The organism is Agromyces sp. Leaf222 (genome assembly GCF_001421565.1).
In the GTDB taxonomy this organism is placed as follows: Bacteria; Actinomycetota; Actinomycetes; order Actinomycetales; family Microbacteriaceae; genus Agromyces.
Genome location: NZ_LMKQ01000001.1, coordinates 2,932,156 through 2,950,301, shown reverse-complemented (window position 1 = coordinate 2,950,301; position 18,146 = coordinate 2,932,156). Strand labels below are relative to the sequence as shown.

At 71.5% G+C, this 18,146-nt stretch carries 16 protein-coding genes; 13 read left to right on the top strand and 3 right to left on the bottom strand.

Features of this window, described 5'->3' with window-relative positions; translation table 11 throughout:
- The first annotated feature begins 44 nt into the window (after positions 1-44).
- From ASE68_RS13240 to prfA, 7 genes are all read left to right on the top strand, one after another.
- Positions 45-1,160, top strand: a complete 1,116-nt coding sequence (locus tag ASE68_RS13240) for a DUF2993 domain-containing protein (RefSeq protein ID WP_055859454.1) — start codon at positions 45-47, stop codon at positions 1,158-1,160.
- 232 nt (positions 1,161-1,392) lie between these two features.
- A complete protein-coding gene (gene lysA / locus ASE68_RS13235; protein ID WP_055859450.1) occupies positions 1,393-2,817 on the top strand; it encodes a diaminopimelate decarboxylase in 1,425 nt (474 codons plus the stop codon).
- Entirely contained in the window at positions 2,814-4,124 is a 1,311-nt protein-coding gene (locus tag ASE68_RS13230; protein WP_055859446.1) for a homoserine dehydrogenase, read from the top strand. Before lysA ends, ASE68_RS13230 begins: the two co-directional genes overlap by 4 nt.
- Positions 4,121-5,218, top strand: coding sequence for a threonine synthase (thrC, locus tag ASE68_RS13225; RefSeq protein WP_055859443.1), 1,098 nt, complete (start codon positions 4,121-4,123; stop codon positions 5,216-5,218). The genes ASE68_RS13230 and thrC overlap by 4 nt, the downstream gene beginning before the upstream one ends.
- Complete coding sequence (gene thrB, locus ASE68_RS13220) at positions 5,215-6,174, top strand: homoserine kinase (RefSeq protein WP_055859440.1); 960 nt, start codon at positions 5,215-5,217, stop codon at positions 6,172-6,174. Before thrC ends, thrB begins: the two co-directional genes overlap by 4 nt.
- Positions 6,175-6,432: 258 nt before the next feature.
- Positions 6,433-8,643, top strand: coding sequence for a transcription termination factor Rho (rho, locus tag ASE68_RS13215; protein ID WP_082462235.1), 2,211 nt, complete (start codon positions 6,433-6,435; stop codon positions 8,641-8,643).
- 7 nt (positions 8,644-8,650) lie between these two features.
- Complete coding sequence (gene prfA / locus ASE68_RS13210; RefSeq protein ID WP_055861351.1) at positions 8,651-9,727, top strand: peptide chain release factor 1; 1,077 nt, start codon at positions 8,651-8,653, stop codon at positions 9,725-9,727.
- A gap of 93 nt (positions 9,728-9,820) precedes the next feature.
- Here the strand turns inward: prfA and epsC are convergent, their stop codons facing one another.
- Positions 9,821-10,399 carry a serine O-acetyltransferase EpsC gene (epsC, locus tag ASE68_RS13205; protein WP_055859437.1) on the bottom strand — a complete coding sequence of 193 codons (579 nt, stop codon included), beginning with the start codon at positions 10,397-10,399 and terminating at the stop codon, positions 9,821-9,823.
- 4 nt (positions 10,400-10,403) lie between these two features.
- On the bottom strand, positions 10,404-11,339 hold the full coding sequence (gene cysK, locus ASE68_RS13200; protein WP_055859433.1) for a cysteine synthase A: 936 nt from the start codon (positions 11,337-11,339) through the stop codon (positions 10,404-10,406).
- Positions 11,340-11,432: 93 nt separating this feature from the next.
- Between cysK and prmC the strand changes: the two genes are divergently transcribed.
- A complete protein-coding gene (gene prmC / locus ASE68_RS13195; RefSeq protein ID WP_235480856.1) occupies positions 11,433-12,317 on the top strand; it encodes a peptide chain release factor N(5)-glutamine methyltransferase in 885 nt (294 codons plus the stop codon).
- A gap of 64 nt (positions 12,318-12,381) precedes the next feature.
- Here the strand turns inward: prmC and ASE68_RS13190 are convergent, their stop codons facing one another.
- On the bottom strand, positions 12,382-13,446 hold the full coding sequence (locus ASE68_RS13190) for a TetR/AcrR family transcriptional regulator C-terminal domain-containing protein (protein ID WP_055861350.1): 1,065 nt from the start codon (positions 13,444-13,446) through the stop codon (positions 12,382-12,384).
- A 112-nt stretch (positions 13,447-13,558) separates the two neighbouring features.
- Here ASE68_RS13190 and ASE68_RS13185 point away from each other — a divergent pair, with 112 nt between their 5' ends.
- From ASE68_RS13185 to ASE68_RS13165, 5 genes are all read left to right on the top strand, one after another.
- On the top strand, positions 13,559-14,503 hold the full coding sequence (locus ASE68_RS13185; RefSeq protein WP_055859427.1) for an ATP-binding cassette domain-containing protein: 945 nt from the start codon (positions 13,559-13,561) through the stop codon (positions 14,501-14,503).
- A gap of 5 nt (positions 14,504-14,508) precedes the next feature.
- Positions 14,509-15,354, top strand: coding sequence for an ABC transporter permease (locus tag ASE68_RS13180; protein ID WP_082462376.1), 846 nt, complete (start codon positions 14,509-14,511; stop codon positions 15,352-15,354).
- Between the two features lie 125 nt (positions 15,355-15,479).
- Complete coding sequence (locus tag ASE68_RS13175) at positions 15,480-16,259, top strand: L-threonylcarbamoyladenylate synthase (RefSeq protein WP_082462234.1); 780 nt, start codon at positions 15,480-15,482, stop codon at positions 16,257-16,259.
- A complete protein-coding gene (locus ASE68_RS13170; RefSeq protein WP_055859425.1) occupies positions 16,256-17,623 on the top strand; it encodes an MraY family glycosyltransferase in 1,368 nt (455 codons plus the stop codon). The genes ASE68_RS13175 and ASE68_RS13170 overlap by 4 nt, the downstream gene beginning before the upstream one ends.
- Positions 17,604-18,074: a hypothetical protein gene (locus ASE68_RS13165; protein WP_055859422.1), complete on the top strand. Its 471-nt coding sequence runs from the start codon at positions 17,604-17,606 to the stop codon at positions 18,072-18,074. Before ASE68_RS13170 ends, ASE68_RS13165 begins: the two co-directional genes overlap by 20 nt.
- The last annotated feature ends 72 nt before the right edge of the window (positions 18,075-18,146 follow it).

The following is an 18,146-nucleotide window of genomic DNA, read 5'->3' as shown; positions in this document are numbered from 1 at the left end:
TTCGATACGCTGCACCGCACGGCACGACGAGCACGGAGGCCCCGATGAGCACACCCCGCGACGGTTCGGACGAGACGGATGCCGCTGGCGGCCGTGAGCCAGACGAGGCGGTTCCGCCGGGCGCGGCGTCCGAGAGCGCTGTGCGCGACGATGCCGTGACGCCCGATGAGGCCGTGACGCCCGACGAGGCCGTGACGCCCGATGAGGCTGTGACGCCCGACGACGAACTGGCGCCCACCGCCGTGCTCGAGCCGCTGTCGGCCGACCACCAGCCGACCGAGGTGATCCCCGACGGCGTCGCCCCTGCGAGCGCGACCGTCGCCGGCGCCACTGCCGCAGGAGCCGCGCCCGCTACAGGCGCCGCGTCCGTCGCAGGAACCGCGCCGGTCGGAACCGCGCCGGCCGGGACGAAGCCGGTCGACCCGGCCCGCCGCCGCACCGGTCGCCGCTGGATCATCGCCGGCGTGATCGTGCTCGTGGTCGCCGCGGTGCTCGTGGTCGCCGACCTGCTGACGCGCTCGGCGATCGAGCAGGGCATCGCCGACGAGGCGCAGTCCTCCCTGCCAGAGGGGGTCGAGGGTGACGTCGACGTGCAGATCGGCGGATTCTCGGTGCTCGCCCAGTTGCTCACGGGCTCCCTCGCCCAGATCACGGCCGACGCACCCGAGCTGACGATCGACGGCAACCCGGTCGACGTGCACGTCATCGCGCACGGCGTGCCGGTGCGCGAGGGCGGCACGATCGACTTCGTCGAGGGCGAGGTGACCGCCGACCAGGCATCCCTCAACGCGCTCGTCGACGTGCCGGGCGTCGACGGCGAGATCGTGATCGGCGACGGCACCGTCGGCTACAAGGGCCAGTTCGACGTGCTCGGCCTCTCGATCGCCTACTCGGTCACGGCCGAGGTCGAGGCCGCCGGCACCTCCGTCGTGCTCACGCCGGTCGGCGTCGAGCTCGGCACCGGCGACCGCAAGCTCGCGCTCGACAACATGCCGAACCTGCTCCGCTCGCCGCTCGACGTGTGCGTCGCGAAGTACCTCCCCGAGGGTGCGGAGGTCGACGGCATCCAGCTCGAGCCCGGCGTCGCCACGGTCACGTTCCAGGCGAGCGATCTCGCGTTCAGCGAGGATGCCCTGCAGGTGCTCGGCACCTGCGACTGACCGGCCGCGCGCCCGGCGGGGCCGCCCGCGAGGCGGCCGCGCACCGCCCCCGCACGGCCGGCGCACGCCGGGCGTGCACGCGGCGTCACGGATTCGGCCGCTGCCTGAGCACTCGGTAGACTCCCGGGAGGCCACCCCACAAGGGCGGTTCGCAGCAGGCTTCGCCGAATCGATCCGGGTTCGCTCGCCTCGAGCGAGGTTCACGATCCATCACGTCCCCGAAGGTTTCCCCGTGGCAACGACCACCGCAGCTCCCGGATGGCTGCATGCGCCCGCCGATGCGAACGCGCTCGCCGAGCAGGTCTGGCCGATCGGTGCGCATCGCGACGACGCCGGCCGCCTCGTCATCGGCGGCGTCGACGCCGAGACGCTCGTCGCGACCTACGGCACGCCGCTCTACGTCGTCGACGAGGGCGACGCCAGGTCCCGTGCCAGGCGCCTGCGCGCCGCATTCGAGTCCGCCGCGGCATCCGTCGGCACGAACGTCTCCGTCTACTACGCGGGCAAGGCGTTCCTCTCGAGCGAGATCGTGCGCTGGGTCACCGGCGAGGGCCTGTCGGTCGACGTGTGCAGCGGCGGCGAGCTCGCGGTCGCGCTCGCCGCGGGCGCCGACCCCGCGCGCATCGGGTTCCACGGCAACAACAAGTCGGCCGCCGAGATCGAGCGGGCGGTCGGCGTCGGCGTCGGCGCGATCATCCTCGACTCCGAGATCGAGATCGAGCGCGTGGCCGATGCCGCGGCGCGTGCCGGTCGCGTGCAGCGCGTGCGCCTGCGCGTCAACAGCGGCGTGCACGCCTCGACCCACGAGTTCCTGGCCACGGCCCACGAAGACCAGAAGTTCGGCGTCTCGCTCGACCGGGCGGTCGAACTCGGCACCCGTATCCGCTCCTCTGCCTCCCTCGACTTCCTCGGCCTGCACTGCCACATCGGGTCGCAGATCTTCGACTCGGCGGGCTTCGCCGAGTCGGCCGAACGCCTCCTCGCTGCACACGCCGAGCTCGCCCGCATCTCGCCGCTGCCAGAGCTCAACCTCGGCGGCGGGTTCGGCATCGCCTACACGTCGGCCGACGACCCGACGCCGATCGAGCAGATCGCCCAGGGCATCGCCGATGCCGTGGCACGCGCCTGCCGCGACCACGGGGTGCCGGTGCCGAAGCTCGCCTTCGAGCCCGGCCGGTCGATCATCGGCCCCGCCGGCATCACGCTCTACACCGTCGGCACCGTCAAGCCCGTGCCCATCGAGGGCGGATGGCGCCACTACGTGTCGGTCGACGGCGGCATGAGCGACAACGCCCGCACCGCCCTCTACGGCGCCGACTACACCGTGCGGCTCGCGGGCCGCGTGTCCGACGAGCCGCCCGCCCTCGTGCGCGTCGCCGGCAAGCACTGCGAATCCGGCGACATCGTCGTCGACGCCGACTACCTGCCGCACGACGTCGCACCCGGCGACCTCGTCGCCGTCGCGGCCACCGGCGCATACTGCTGGTCGCTCTCGAACAACTACAACCACGTGCCGCGTCCGCCGGTCGTCGCCGTGCGCGACGGCGCGGCTCGCGTGATCGTGCGCGGCGAGACGGTCGACGACCTGCTCGCACGTGACGCGGGGCTCGCAACGCCGCATCCCGCACCGAACTCCACCGGAGGAACCACCGCATGATCGAGTACCGCTCCATCCGGGTCGGCCTGCTCGGAGCCGGCTCCGTCGGCTCCCAGGTCGCCCGGCTCCTGCTCGAGCACGGCGACGAGCTCGCCCAGCGCATCGGCGCGCGCATCGAGCTCGTCGGCGTCGCGGTGCGCGACCTCGAGGCCAAGCGCGACGTCGACCTGCCGCGCGAGCTGCTCACGACCGACGCCGACGCCCTGATCCTCGGCTCCGACATCGTCATCGAGCTCATGGGCGGCCTCGAGCCCGCTCGCACGCTCGTGCTGAAGGCCATCGCCTCCGGTGCCGACGTCGTCACCGGCAACAAGGCCCTGCTCGCGACGCACGGCCCCGAGCTCTACGCCGCAGCCGAGCAGGTCGGCGCCCAGCTCTCCTACGAGGCCGCGGTCGGCGGAGCCATCCCGATCCTGCGTCCGCTCCGCGAGAGCCTCGCCGGCGACCGGGTCGAGCGCATCCTCGGCATCGTGAACGGCACCACGAACTTCATCCTCGACCGCATGGACACCACGGGCGCCTCCCTCGAGGACGCCCTGGCCACCGCGACCGAGCTCGGGTACGCCGAAGCCGACCCGACGGCCGACATCGGCGGCTACGACGCCGCGCAGAAGGCCGCGATCCTCGCGAGCATCGCGTTCCACACCAACGTGCCCGTCGAGGCCGTGCACCGCGAGGGCATCACCGAGGTGAGCGCCGCGCAGGTCGACTCGGCCCGCCGCGCCGGCTTCGTCGTGAAGCTCCTCGCGATCTGCGAGCGCCTCGTCGACGCCGAGACCGGCGAAGAGGGCGTCTCCGCCCGCGTGTACCCGGCCCTCGTGCCGCGCGAGCACCCGCTCGCCTCGGTGCGCGGGGCGAACAACGCCGTCTTCGTCGAGGCATCCGCCGCCGGCCCGCTGATGTTCTACGGCGCCGGCGCCGGGGGAGTGCAGACCGCCTCGGCCGTGCTCGGCGACCTCGTGGCCATCGCCCGACGCCACGTCATCGGCGGCCCCGGCATGGCCGAGTCCACCCACGCCGCGCTGCCGATGTTCGACATCGGCCGCATCACCACGCGCTACGCGATCACGCTCGAGGTCGTCGACGAGCCCGGCGTGCTCGAGCGCATCGCGCACGTCTTCAGCGAGCACGGCGTCTCCGTCGAGCAGCTCCAGCAGACGGTGAGCAGTGGCTCCGAGCGGGCTACGCTGGTGATCGGGACGCACGAGGCGACGGAGTCCGCGCTCGCCGAGACCGTCACCTCCCTCGCCGAGAATCCCGTCGTCGCATCCGTCGCGTCCGTCCTCCGAGTCGAAGGAACACTGTGAACCAGCCCAGCCCCAAGGCCACGTCCCGCCAGTGGCGAGGCGTCATCCGCGAGTACGCCGATCGTCTCGACGTCACGGATGCCACGCCGGTCGTCACCCTCGGCGAGGGCGGCACGCCGCTCCTGCCCGCACCGGCGCTGTCGCGCCGCACTGGCGCCGACGTGTGGGTCAAGTACGAGGGCATGAACCCGACCGGCTCCTTCAAGGACCGCGGCATGACCATGGCCGTCACGAAGGCCGTCGAGCACGGCGCGAAGGTCGTCATCTGCGCCTCGACGGGCAACACGTCGGCCTCGGCGGCCGCCTACGCGACGCACGCCGGCATCAAGGCCGCCGTGCTCGTGCCAGAGGGCAAGATCGCGATGGGCAAGCTCAGCCAGGCCATCGCGCACAACGGAGAGCTCCTGCAGGTGCAGGGCAACTTCGACGACTGCCTCGACATCGCCCGCGACCTCGCCGAGAACTATGCGGTGCACCTCGTGAACTCGGTCAACAACGACCGCATCGAGGGCCAGAAGACCGCCGCGTTCGAGATCGTCGAGGCGCATGGCGACGCCCCCGACTTCCACTTCATCCCGGTCGGCAACGCGGGCAACTACACCGCGTACACGCGCGGCTACCGCGAGGACCTCGCCGCGGGCAACTCCACGCGCATGCCGCGCATGTTCGGCTTCCAGGCCTCGGGCTCCGCCCCGATCGTCCGCGGCGAGCCGGTGAAGAACCCCGAGACCATCGCGAGCGCGATCCGCATCGGCAACCCGGCCTCGTGGGAGCTCGCCCTCGCGGCGCGCGACGAGACCGACGGCTACTTCGGCGCCATCGACGACGACAAGATCCTCGAGGCGCAGCGCATCCTCTCGGCGGAGGTCGGCATCTTCGTCGAGCCCGCGTCGGCGATCTCGGTCGCCGGCCTGCTCGAGCGCTCGGAGGCCGGCGTCATCCCCGCCGGAGCCCGCGTCGTGCTCACGGTGACCGGCCACGGGCTGAAGGACCCCCAGTGGGCCCTCCGCACGGCCGACGGCTCCGACGTGCAGCCCACGATCGTCCCGGTCGACACCGCCCAGATCGCCGCGGTGCTCGGACTCACCTCATGAGCACGTCCGCGCCCGCGACGAGCGCAGGCCCGGTCGACCTCGTCGGTCGTCGCGTGCACGTCAAGGTTCCCGCGACGAGCGCGAACCTCGGGCCGGGCTTCGACACGCTCGGACTCGCGCTCGCGCGCTACGACGAGCTCGAGGTCGGGGTCACGAACGGCCCGACCCACGAGATCGAGGTGCACGGCGTCGGCGAGGGCGAGGTGCCGCTCGACGAGACGCACCTCGTCGTGCGGGCCATTGCGCACACCTTCGCGCACGCGGGCGTCGACATGCCGTCGATCCGCCTCGTCGCGCACAACAGCATCCCGCACGGCCGGGGCCTCGGCTCCTCGGGTGCGGCGATCGTCGCCGGTGTCGTCGCGGCATCCGGGCTCCTCGCCGGCGTCGTCGACCTCGGCGCCGACGACCTGCTCGAGATCGCGACCGAGCTCGAGGGCCACCCCGACAACGTGGCGCCCGCGCTCTTCGGCGGGCTCACGATCGCCTGGGTCACGCCCGAGGGTCCCCGTCACAAGAAGCTCATCGTGCACCGCGGCGTCTCGCCGCTCGTGCTCGTGCCCGAGCACGAGATGTCGACCGCCCTCGCGCGTTCGCTGCAGCCCGAGTCGGTGCCGCACGAGGACGCCGTGTTCAACGTGTCGCGTTCGGCCCTGCTCATCGCGGCGCTGATCCAGAGCCCCGAACTGCTGCTGCAGGCCACCGAAGACAAGCTGCACCAGAACTACCGGGCGCAGGCGATGCCCGAGACCGATCGACTCATCCGCGTGCTCCGCGCCGCCGGCCACCCGGCCGTCGTCTCGGGCGCCGGGCCGTCGATCCTGGTGCTCGCGAGCGACCCGAGTGCGCGCGCAGAGGCCGTGCGCCTCGTCGAGGAATCCGCCGAGACCGCGTGGCAGCCGCTGCCGCTCGCCGTCGACTTCCTCGGGGCGACCGTCACGCCAGTCGCCGACTGACGCGAGCGGGAGCCCGTTCTCCGTTTCGTTCTGCACAGGGCGCGTCACGAATCGGTGCATCGCTCGTCTGGTGATATCATGAGAGCGCACCCGACGAGCGACGCACTGTTCGCGTTCAACGTCGCATCGTGCAATTCCCGGCAATCATTGCTTTTCTCGCTCGCGCACGTCTGCGCCTCCGCGCATGACCTCTGACGTGTCAGCGACCAGCTCTTCTGGGCCTGCAGCTCTTGCGGCCAGGGGAAAGGAACATACCCAGTGACCAACGCAACCGACCACGCTGAACTGAGCGCGGCGAACCGCACCCGACTCTCCACGCTGAAGGTCGCAGAGCTCCAGGAGCTCGCGTCCTCGCTCGGCATCGCCGGCGCCTCCAAGCGGCGCAAGGGCGACCTCGTGGACCTGATCTCCGCCCACCAGGTGGGCGAGGCCCCCGAGGCCGACGCGGCCGAGGCCGTCGACGCTCCGGTCGAGGCTCCCGCGGCCGAGCAGGCACCGGCCGTCGACGCGGCGCCCACCGTCGCCGAGGCTCCCGCCGCATCCGAGCCCGTCGTCTCGACCGAAGCGCCCGAAGCGCCGGCCGTCTTCGACGCCCCCGCCGAAGCGCCTGCCGCCGAGGCCGAGGCCGAGGCCCCCGCCGCACCGGCGCGCACCCGTCAGGCACGTCAGCCCCGCCGCGCGACCAGCGCGACGACCGCGGCTGCCCAGCACGCGAACGCCGGCGCCTCGGGCGTCGACCTCGTGCCCGCGGCATCCGGCACCGACACCGACGAGGCCCGTGAGGCCGCTCGCGCCGCCGTGCGCGAGGAGCTCGCCGCGGCGACCGGCGAAGCCGGCCGTGCGCCCCAGGCCGAGACCGAGGGCGAGCAGCCCGCCGAGCAGCCCCGCCAGGGCCGCAGCCGCAACCGCGGCCGCCGTGGCGGAGAGCGCGAGCGCGCAGAGCGCACGACCGACGACGGCCAGAAGGGCGCAGAGACCCAGGGCCGTCAGAGCGCGAAGAACGCCCAGGACGCCCAGAACGGCAACGCGCAGGGCGGCAACGGCGGCAACGCCGATGCACGCAAGGGCGACGAGCAGGGCGGCCGTCAGCCGCGCGAGCGTCAGGAGCGCCAGGGTGGCGACGCCGAGCCCAAGCAGGGCGAGAACCGCCAGCAGGGCCAGCAGAACCGCGGCGGCGGCGACCCGCAGCTTCCGCTCGACGCCGACGGGGGCCGTCGCAACCGTTACCGCGACCGCAAGCGTCGCGGCCAGACCGGCGGCGACGAGCTCGAGCCCGAGATCCTCGACGACGACGTGCTCGTGCCGATCGCGGGCATTCTCGACGTGCTCGACAACTACGCGTTCGTCCGCACCACCGGCTACCTGCCCGGCCCGAGCGACGTCTACGTCTCGCTCGGCCAGGTGAAGAAGTACAACCTGCGCAAGGGCGACGCGGTCGTCGGCTCGATCAAGCAGCCGCGCGACGGCGAGTCGAACAGCCGCCAGAAGTACAACGCGCTGGTCAAGGCCGACTCGGTCAACGGCCAGACCATCGAGGAGTCGGGCGCACGCGTCGAGTTCCAGAAGCTGACGCCGCTCTACCCGCAGGAGCGCCTGCGCCTCGAGACCGAGCCCACCAAGCTCACCCAGCGCATCATCGACCTCGTCGCCCCCATCGGCAAGGGTCAGCGCGGCCTCATCGTCGCGCCCCCGAAGGCGGGCAAGACGATCGTGCTGCAGCAGATCGCGAACGCGATCTCGATCAACAACCCCGAGGTCCACCTCATGGTCGTGCTCGTCGACGAGCGCCCCGAAGAGGTCACCGACATGCAGCGCACCGTCAAGGGCGAGGTCATCGCCTCGACCTTCGACCGTCCGGCCGAAGACCACACGACGGTCGCCGAGCTCGCCATCGAGCGCGCCAAGCGCCTCGTCGAGCTCGGTCACGACGTCGTCGTGCTGCTCGACTCGATCACCCGCCTGGGCCGCGCCTACAACCTGGCCGCACCCACCTCGGGCCGCATCCTCTCCGGTGGTGTCGACGCCTCGGCGCTCTACCCCCCGAAGCGCTTCTTCGGCGCCGCGCGCAACATCGAGAACGGCGGATCCCTCACGATCCTCGCGACCGCGCTCGTCGAGACCGGCTCCAAGATGGACGAGGTGATCTTCGAGGAGTTCAAGGGCACCGGCAACAGCGAACTGCGCCTGAGCCGCCAGCTCGCCGACAAGCGCATCTTCCCGGCGGTCGACGTCAACGCGTCGTCGACGCGTCGTGAAGAGATGCTGCTCTCGCCCGACGAGGTCAAGATCACCTGGAAGCTGCGTCGCGCCCTGGCGGGCCTCGACCAGCAGCCGGCCCTCGAGGCGGTGCTCGGTCGCCTGAAGGAGACCCAGTCCAACGTCGAGTTCCTCATGCTCATGCAGAAGTCGATGCCGGTCGGTGCGAACGGCCACGGCGCATCGCACGCGAGCGAGCACGACCACCGCTGAGGCATCCGTGTTCGAATCCGTCAAGAGCCTGCTCGTCGAGCACGGCGAGCTCCAGGAGGCGCTCGCCGACCCGGCGCTGCATGCCGACGCCGCGCGCGCGAAGAAGGTGAACCGGCGCTACGCCGAGCTCAGCCGCATCGTCGCCGCGAACACGGCATGGCATCAGGCGCAGGAGGATCTCGCGGCCGCTCGTGAGCTGGCCAAGGAGGACGACGCGTTCGCCGAGGAGGTGCCCTCCCTCGAGGAGGGTCTCGCGCAGGCTCAGGAGCGGCTTCGGCGGCTCCTGATCCCGCGCGACCCCGACGACGGCCGTGACGTCATCATGGAGATCAAGGGCGGTGAGGGTGGCGCCGAGAGCGCCCTCTTCGCCGGCGACCTGCTCCGCATGTACATGCAGTACGCGCAGTCGAAGGGGTGGAAGGTCGAGCTGCTCGACCAGAACGAGTCCGACCTCGGCGGCTACAAAGACGTGCAGGTCGCGATCAAGTCGAACGCGACCGACCCGTCGCAGGGCGTGTGGGCGCACCTGAAGTACGAGGGCGGCGTGCACCGCGTGCAGCGCGTGCCCGTCACCGAGACGCAGGGCCGCATCCACACGTCGACCACGGGCGTGCTCGTCTTCCCCGAGGTCGACGAGCCCGAAGAGGTCGAGATCAACCAGAACGACCTCAAGATCGACGTCTACCGGTCGTCGGGCCCCGGCGGGCAGTCGGTGAACACGACCGACTCGGCCGTGCGCATCACGCACCTGCCGACCGGCATCGTGGTGTCGATGCAGAACGAGAAGTCGCAACTGCAGAACCGCGAGGCCGCGATGCGCGTGCTCCGCGCCCGCATCCTCGCGCGCCAGCAGGAGGAGCTCGACGCCGCGGCATCCGATGCCCGCAAGTCGCAGATCCGCTCGATGGACCGTTCGGAGCGCATCCGCACGTACAACTTCCCCGAGAATCGCATCGCCGACCATCGCACCGGGTACAAGGCCTACAACCTCGACCAGGTCATGAACGGGGCGCTCGAGCCGATCATCGAGTCGGCCATCCAGGCCGACGAGGAGGCGCAGCTCTCCGGCCTCGCCGAGGTCTGACCCGAGCGAAGCAGACTAGTCTCGCCGCAGCAGCGGTGAACGCACGAAGGGGCGGATGCCGCGGCATCCGCCCCTTCGTCGCGTCTGGTCGGCCTAGATGTGCCAGTCGTGCACGCCGCGCGACGAGTCGGCCGCGGCGGCGGTCAGCGGGCGGGGGGTCGCCGGCACGCCGACGAGCAGCGAGTGCGGGGGAGCACTGCGCGTGACGACGGCGTTGGCGCCGACGGCGCTCCACTCGCCGATGGTGATGTCGCCGAGCACCTTCGCGCCCGCGCCGATGGTGACGCCGTCGCCGAGGGTCGGATGCCGCTTCGTGCCGGGCGGCGTGTGCCGCGGCGCCTTCCCGCCGAGCGTGACCCCGTGGTAGAGCATGCAGTCGTCGCCGATGATCGCGGTCTCGCCGATGACGACGCCCATTCCGTGGTCGATGAAGAACCGGCGGCCGATGGTCGCGCCGGGGTGGATCTCGATGCCGGTCAGGAACCGGGCGAGCTGCGAGATCACCCGCGCCGGGAAGCGGAGGCCGGAGACCCACAGCCGGTGGGTCAGACGGGAGGCCCACACCGCGTGCAGGCCCGAGTACACGAAGAAGACCTCGAGATCGCTGCGTGCGGCTGGGTCGTGCGCACGAGCGGTCGCGAGGTCTTCCTTCAGTCGGGAGAAGAAGCTCACCCGGTCAGTCAAGCAGACCTTCGTACAGCACCGTGGACAGGTAGCGCTCACCGTAGCTCGCGAGGATCACGACGATGGTCTTGCCGGCGTTCTCGGGGCGCTTGGCGACCTCGATCGCGGCGTAGACCGTTGCACCCGACGAGATGCCGCCGAGGACGCCCTCTTCGGTGCCGAGGCGGCGGGCGGTGGCGACGGCCTGGTCGATGTTGACGTCGAAGATCTCGTCGTAGACCTCGCGGTCGAGGATGTCGGGCACGAAGTTCGCGCCGATGCCCTGGATCTTGTGGGGGCCGGGTGCGCCGCCGTTGAGGATGGGGGATTCCGCGGGCTCGACGCCGATGATCTGCACCTCGGGCTTGCGCTCCTTGAGGACCTGGCCGACGCCCGAGATGGTGCCGCCCGTGCCGATGCCGGAGATGAAGATGTCGACGCCGCCGTCGGTGTCGGCCCAGATCTCCTCGGCCGTGGTGCGGCGGTGGACCTCGACGTTGGCCTGGTTGGCGAACTGCTTGGCGAGCACGGCGCCGGGGGTCTCGGCGACGATCTGCTCGGCGCGTGCGACGGCGCCCTTCATTCCCTCGGAGCCGGGCGTGAGCACGAGCTCGGCGCCGTAGGCCTTGAGCAGCGACTTGCGCTCCTTCGACATGGTCTCGGGCATCGCGAGGATGACCTTGTAACCGCGTGCCGCGCCGACCATGGCGAGGGCGATGCCGGTGTTGCCGCTGGTGCCCTCGACGATGGTGCCGCCGGGGGCGAGCTCGCCGGAGGCCTCTGCGGCGTCGACGATGGCGATGCCGAGGCGGTCCTTGACGCTCGCGGACGGGTTGTAGAACTCGAGCTTGCCGAGCACGGTGGCGCCCGCACCCTCGGTGACGCGGTTCAGGCGCACGAGCGGCGTGCGACCGAAGGCCTCGGTGATGTTGTCGAAGATCTGGGCCATGGGGCTTCCTCTCGGGTGTGGGTGCGGCAGCGAACGCCGTCGCCAAGCCTATGGCGGGGGTGTCTCACGGTCACGTGCATTACATTCCATTTCATGGATGCACGGATGCCGCGGCCCGCCGACGATCGTTCGGTGAGGGCGGTGCGCGAGGCGATCGTCTCGCGGTTGACCGCCTCCGGCGTGCCCGATGCCGAGGTCGACGCCGAGCTGCTGATGGGCCACGTGCTCGGGCTGTCGCGCGGCGGCGTGCAGGCGAGGCTCATCCTCGGCGGCGAACTCGGCGAAGCGGATGCCGCGGCGCTCGAGGGCGTCGTCGCGCGCCGCGCCGCGCGCGAGCCGTTGCAGCACATCACGGGCCGGGCGCCGTTCCGCAGCCTCGACCTGCTCGTGGGCCCCGGCGTGCTGGTGCCGCGACCCGAGACCGAGACGGTCGCCCAGCTCGCGATCGACGCCCTGCGTGCGGTGCCGGCCGCGTCGCCGATCGCGGTGGATCTCGGCACGGGCAGCGGCGCGCTCGCATTGGCGCTCGCGACAGAGGTGCCGCACGCCGAGGTGCACGCCGTCGAGCTCTCGCCGGAGGCCGCCGTCTGGGCCCGGCGCAACATCGACGAGGTGGGGGCCGAGGTCGACCTCGTCGTCGGCGACCTCGCCGACGCGCTGCCCGAGCTCGACGGCCGGGTCTCGGTCGTCGTGTCGAATCCGCCCTACGTGCCCGCGGCCGAGTTGCCGCGCGACGTCGAGGTGCTCGTGCACGATCCGGATGTCGCGCTCTACGGCGGCGTCGACGGGCTCGACGTGATCCGGGCGCTCTCGGTGCGCGCGTTCGCGCTGCTGCACCCCGGCGGCACGCTCGTGTTCGAGCACTTCGAGACGCAGTCGGCGGCGATCGCGGATCTGCTGCGGGCCGACGGCTGGCGGGCGATCTCGCACCACCGCGATCTCACCGGGCGCGATCGGGCGACGACCGCGACGCGCTGACGCCGGCCGCGCAAGCCGGCCGGCCCGCGGACGCGCTGACGCCGGCCCGCGGCATCCGCTCGGCTCAGCCCCGCTGCAGGCGCTCCTGCTCGCGCTGCTCGCGTTCGCGCTCGCGCGACTCGCGGTCCTGCTCGCGTTCGCTGCGTTCGCGGGCGCGCTTGACCGCGTCGCGTTCGCGCTTCTGCGCCTCGCGGAGCGCCTTCTCGGCTTCGCGCACGGCCTTCTCGGCCTCGCGGCGGGCCTTGGCCGCCTCGCGCACGTCCTTGTCGCGCGGGGGCTCGAGGGCGAGGATCGACGCGACGTCGTCGCCCGCGAGGTCGGCCGCGCGCTCGGCCGAGCCGCCGGCGCCCGGTGCACCCGTCGCGTGCCGCGCCACGTAGGTCTCGATGCCGTCGAGGATCCGCTCGAGGCCGAAGACGAAGTCGGTCGCGGTGTCGGGCGCGACGGCGTCGGCACCGCTCGGCTCCGCGTACGAGCCCGCGCGGAACAGCGGGCTGAGGTCGGGGAAGCGCTCGGGCGTCACGAGCTCCATGAGCGCGCTGAGCGACTGCTCGGCGGTGGCCGCGGCGATCGCACCGGCCTCGACCGCGCGGGCGATGTCGCGATCCTGGGCGCTGGTGGCGCGCGCATAGCTCGTGCAGAGCAGCAGGGTCGCCATCTTCTCGCCGTCGTCGAGGGGGAGCGTGCGCACCTCGCGCAGGAACCAGTCGACGATCATGAGCGAGTTCGGCGTGAGCGGGGCGCCCGAGATGGGGATGTCGACGAGCCACGGGTGCGCCTGGTACCCCGCGCGGATGCCGAGCACCCATGAGGTCACGCCCTCGCGCCATCCATGCTCGATCGCCGCGTCGGGCACGGGCAGCTCGCTCGCGGCCTCCTGCATGAGCAGGATCAGGTCGTCCTTGCTCGTGACGTAGCGGTAGAGCGACATCGTCGTGAACCCCAGCGTCGAGGCGACGCGGCTCATCGAGACGGCGCCGAGGCCCTCGGCATCCGCGATCTCGATGGCGACCTCGACGATGCGCTCGATCGAGAGCTCGCGCTTCGGCCCGCGTTGCGGGTGCGCGGCGACGCCCCAGGCGAGTGCGACGCCGCGGGGGAGTTCCGGGTCGGGTTTCGGCTCGGTCATGGACATCCGTTCGATCGGTGTTGACGACAGTCTAGAACTGTGTATAGGTTAAACAACTGTGGATCACATAAACAGTTTGCGCCATACGCAGACAGAACGGATCGGAGAAGCCATGCCACTCGCCATCGAAGCCCACGGGCTCCGCAAGCGCTTCGGGCGCACCGACGTGCTCGCGGGGCTGGACCTCGCCGTGCCGGCCGGCACGATCTTCGCGCTGCTCGGGCCGAACGGCGCGGGCAAGACGACGACCATCAACATCCTCACGACGCTCGTGCGCCCCGACGAGGGCACGGTCTCCGTCGCCGGGCACGACGTGCTCGCCCGCCCCGACGAGGTCCGTCGCCGCATCAGCCTCACGGGCCAGTCCGCCGCGGTCGACGAGGTGCTCACGGGCACCGAGAACCTCGTCATGCTGGGCCGGCTCTCCGGCCTGTCGGCGCGCGACGCACGCGCACGCGCCGCCGAGCTCCTCGAACGCTTCGACCTGACGGATGCCGCGGGCCGCCGCGTCGGCACCTACTCGGGCGGCATGCGGCGACGACTCGACCTCGCGCTCAGCCTCGTCGTCGCAGTTCCCGTGATCTTCCTCGACGAGCCGACGACCGGACTGGACACCCGCAGCCGCCAGGAGCTCTGGGCGGTCATCCGCTCGCTCGCCGACGACGGGGCGACCGTGTTCCTGACGACCCAGTACCTCGAGGAGGCCGACCGCCTGGCCGACCGCATCGCCGTGCTCGACCACGGGCGCATCGCCGCCGAGGGCACGGCCGACGAGCTCAAGGCGCGCATCGGGGGAGAGGTCGTCGAGCTCCGCGACGAGACCGGCGCCGTGCTCGCCGAGTTGCCCACCGACGGCACCGTGCACGGACTCCGTGCCGCCGTCGAGCGCATCGACCGGCTGCCCGCCGCCACGGCCCCCGGCGCGACGATCGCGATCCGGCGGCCGAGCCTCGACGACGTGTTCCTCGCGATCACCGGCCGCGACGCGGCATCCGACGCCGACATCACCCCGGGGGCATCGCCCCGGACCGCACCCGAACTGCAGGAAGCGGAGTGAGCAGCATGAGCACCCTCACCGTCACCGACCCCGTCGCCCCGGATGCCGCCGGCCGGGCGCGCACCAACGGCACCGTCGCCGCCCGACCTCGCGTCGGAGCCCTCACGGCCGAGTCCGTGTTCATCGGGCGCAGCTTCCGGCACTCGGTGCGCGACGTGGAGTCCATGCTCATGGCCGTGATGCTCCCGGTCATGCTCATGCTGATGTTCACGTGGATCTTCGGCAACGCGATCGACCCGTCCGGCGGCTACGTCGACTACGTCGTGCCCGGCATCATCCTGCTCTGCGCGGGGTTCGGCGCGTCCTCGACCGCCGTCTCCGTCTCGCGCGACATGACCACCGGCGTCATCGACCGCTTCCGCACGATGCCCATCCGGAGCGGGGCCGTGCTCACGGGCCACGTGGTCGCGAGCCTCGTGCGCAACCTCGTCGCGACCGCCGTGGTGATCGGCGTCGGCCTCCTCGTCGGGTTCCGTCCGTCGGCGACCCCGCTCGAATGGCTCGGGGTGTTCGGCCTCGTGGCGCTCTACATCCTCGCGATCACGTACCTGTTCGCGGCGATCGGGCTCGCGGCCGGCACGCCGGAGGCGGCGAGCGGCTACGGCTTCATCCTGCTGTTCCTGCCGTACATCTCCAGTGCGTTCGTGCCCGTCTCGACGATGCCCGACTGGCTGCAGCCGATCGCCGAGAACCAGCCGATCACGCCCGTCATCGAGACGATCCGTGCGCTGCTCACCGATGCGCCGCTCGGCGACGAGGGCTGGTGGGCGCTCGGCTGGTGCGTCGCGATCATCGCCGTCGCGGCCGTCTGGGGCGCGTGGCTGTTCTCGCGCAAGGCCGGGCGCCGCTGAACGGCGTCGCGAACGACGATGAGAGCGGCGGATGCCGCGTGCCGGGCCGGGCACGCGGCATCCGCCGTTCCCGTGCCCACCGTGCCCCGGATGCCCTGCCGCCGCTGGTCTAGAATCGGCAGGTCATGACTGCCATCTACGACTGTTCGGTCGAATCCCAGCTGCTCACGGGCATGCGCCTCGCACGCGGAGCGATCGGCCGCGGCCAGCTCGTCGTGATCCCCACCGACACCGTCTACGGCCTCGCCGCCGACGCGTTCGACCCCGCAGCCGTCACGCGACTGCTCGAGGCGAAGGGGCGCGAGCGCACCTCGCCGCCGCCCGTGCTGATCCCGGGCATCCCCACGCTCGACGCGCTCGCCAGCGAGGTGCCCGAGCCCGTGCGCGAGCTCGTCGCGGAGTTCTGGCCGGGCGGCCTGACCGTGATCCTGCACGCGCAGCCGTCGCTCACCTGGGATCTCGGCGAGACCCGCGGCACGGTCGCCCTGCGCATGCCCGACAACCGCTTCGCGCTCGAGCTGCTCTCCGAGACCGGACCGCTCGCGGTCTCGTCGGCGAACCTCAGCGGCCTGCCGGCCGCCACGACCGCGGCCGAGGCGTCCGACATGCTGGGCGACTCGGTCGCCGTCTACCTCGACGGCGGCTCGGCCGGCGCCGACTACGACGCGATCGGCGAACGCCCCGGCGACACGTCCTCGACCATCATCGACGCGACCGGACTCACGGCCGAGGGCGGCACCATCCGCATCGTCCGCGCCGGCGTCATCTCGCGCGAGCGCATCGCCGCCGTCGTGGGCGAGGATCGACTCGCGCCCGCCGAAGCGGCTGCGGCGTCGGCCGGCGAGCCTGCCGCGGACCCCCAGCCCGCGGCATCCGACGACGAAAGCGGTACCGCCGCCTCATGACCCTGTTCATCGCGCTCGCGATCATCGCCGCGCTCGTGACCCTCGTCGGGTCGTACGTCGTCTGGAAGCTGAGCCTGAAGTACCGGCTCTACCCGAAGATCCGCGAGCGCGACGTGCACACGCGCCCGACGCCGCGGCTCGGCGGCATCGCGATGTTCGTGGGCATCCTCGTCGCGTTCGGCGCGGCGTGGTTCGTGTCGAGCCTCGGTCCGACGCGGTTCGCCAACGTCGCGATCATCTTCCAGGACCCGACGCAGGTGCTCGCGATCCTCGGGGCGGCGCTGCTCATCGTGCTCATCGGCGTCGCCGACGACATCTGGGACCTCGACTGGACCACGAAGCTCGCGGGCCAGTTCATCGCCGCCGGCCTCATCGCCTGGCAGGGCGTGTCCATCGTGTCGCTGCCCATCGGCGGCATCCTGGTCGGCTCGTCGTGGATGTTCGCGACGCTCACCGTGTTCGTCATCGTGCTCGTGATGAACGCCGTGAACTTCATCGACGGCCTCGACGGATTGGTCGCCGGCGTCTCGCTCATCTCGAACGGCGTGTTCTTCGTCTACACGTACCTGCTCGTGCAGCAGACCTCGCCGACCAACTACTTCAACCTCGCGTCGATGATCGCGATCATCCTGGTCGGGGCGTGCGCCGGCTTCCTGCCGCTGAACTGGCGCCCGGCGAAGCTGTTCATGGGCGATGCCGGTGCGTTGCTCGTCGGCCTGCTCATGGCGACCTCGGCGATCGCCGTCACCGGCCAGCTGAACCCCGCGGGCGTCGGCTTCAACCAGCTCTTCGCCGCGTTCATCCCGATCATCCTGCCGGTCATCGTGCTGCTCATCCCGCTGCTCGACTTCGGCCTCGCCGTCGTGCGTCGCCTGCGCGCCGGCAAGTCGCCCTTCGCGGCCGACCGCAAGCACCTGCACCACCGCCTGCTCGACATGGGGCACTCGCACCTGAATGCCGTGCTCATCTTCTACAGCTGGACCGCGGTGGCCTCGATCGGATGCCTCCTCACGTATGTCTTCCCCGTCTACCTCGGCATCAGCGCACGCTGGGCGTTCCTGCTGCTCGGCGTCGGCTTCGTGGCCTGCGCGATCGTCACGCTCGCGCCGCTCGGCCGCCGCAAGCGCCTGACCGTCGCGGCCGAGGCGACGTCCGCCGTGCCGGTGGCGCCGCACCTCGACGAGCTCGAGCGCGGCGCGACCGCCTCGGAGTCCGTGATCGACGAGGGCGGGAGGGTCGACGCCGCGATGACGACGGATGCCGCGGCGGCACCGGCGCCGGCGGCCACGGCAGGCTCGGCTCAGGCCGCCTCGGTACAATCGGGCGACCCACGACTGGAGCCTGATGAACGACGCACGACCTGACAACACCCCCACCTCGAACCCCGTGCTGCGCCAGGCGCTCGTGTGGGGCGGCATCGTCGCCGCGGCCCTGCTCGTGGTGAGCGCGGTGCTCGGCTTCGTCTTCGCGGGTGGCGAGGGGCTCGTCGGAGCGCTGATCGGCACCGCCATGGCCGTCGTCTTCATGGGCATCACGGCCGCCACGATCCTCATCGCGAACCGCTTCGCCTCGAGCGACCTCTTCGTGGGTGCCTTCTTCGGCATCGTGCTCGGCGGATGGCTCCTGAAGTTCATCGTCTTCATCGTGCTCGTCGTGCTGCTGCGTGACGCCGCATGGCTCGACACGACCGTGCTGTTCCTCAGCCTCGTGGCCGGCGTGCTCGCCTCGCTCGTCGTCGACGTGGTCGTGATCACGAAGTCCCGGATGCCGCACGTCAGCGACGTCGAGCTGCCTCCGGCGCCTCGCGAGGACTGAATTTCGACGAGTTGTCGAATTCGTCGCACGAGACTTCGTCGGCGATTCGTCCGATGCCCGAAGTCTTGCTAG

Bases quoted from the DNA above. Each gene is read 5' to 3' on its own strand.
- ASE68_RS13175 (WP_082462234.1), top strand. From the start codon at position 15,480: ATGACTGCCATCTACGACTGTTCGGTCGAATCCCAGCTGCTCACGGGC.
- ASE68_RS13165 (WP_055859422.1), top strand. From the start codon at position 17,604: ATGAACGACGCACGACCTGACAACACCCCCACCTCGAACCCCGTGCTG.
- cysK (WP_055859433.1), bottom strand. From the start codon at position 11,339: ATGGCCCAGATCTTCGACAACATCACCGAGGCCTTCGGTCGCACGCCG.
- prmC (WP_235480856.1), top strand. From the start codon at position 11,433: ATGGATGCACGGATGCCGCGGCCCGCCGACGATCGTTCGGTGAGGGCG.
- thrB (WP_055859440.1), top strand. From the start codon at position 5,215: ATGAGCACGTCCGCGCCCGCGACGAGCGCAGGCCCGGTCGACCTCGTC.
- ASE68_RS13170 (WP_055859425.1), top strand. From the start codon at position 16,256: ATGACCCTGTTCATCGCGCTCGCGATCATCGCCGCGCTCGTGACCCTC.
- ASE68_RS13230 (WP_055859446.1), top strand. From the start codon at position 2,814: ATGATCGAGTACCGCTCCATCCGGGTCGGCCTGCTCGGAGCCGGCTCC.
- ASE68_RS13185 (WP_055859427.1), top strand. From the start codon at position 13,559: ATGCCACTCGCCATCGAAGCCCACGGGCTCCGCAAGCGCTTCGGGCGC.
- ASE68_RS13180 (WP_082462376.1), top strand. From the start codon at position 14,509: ATGAGCACCCTCACCGTCACCGACCCCGTCGCCCCGGATGCCGCCGGC.
- ASE68_RS13240 (WP_055859454.1), top strand. From the start codon at position 45: ATGAGCACACCCCGCGACGGTTCGGACGAGACGGATGCCGCTGGCGGC.
- ASE68_RS13190 (WP_055861350.1), bottom strand. From the start codon at position 13,446: ATGACCGAGCCGAAACCCGACCCGGAACTCCCCCGCGGCGTCGCACTC.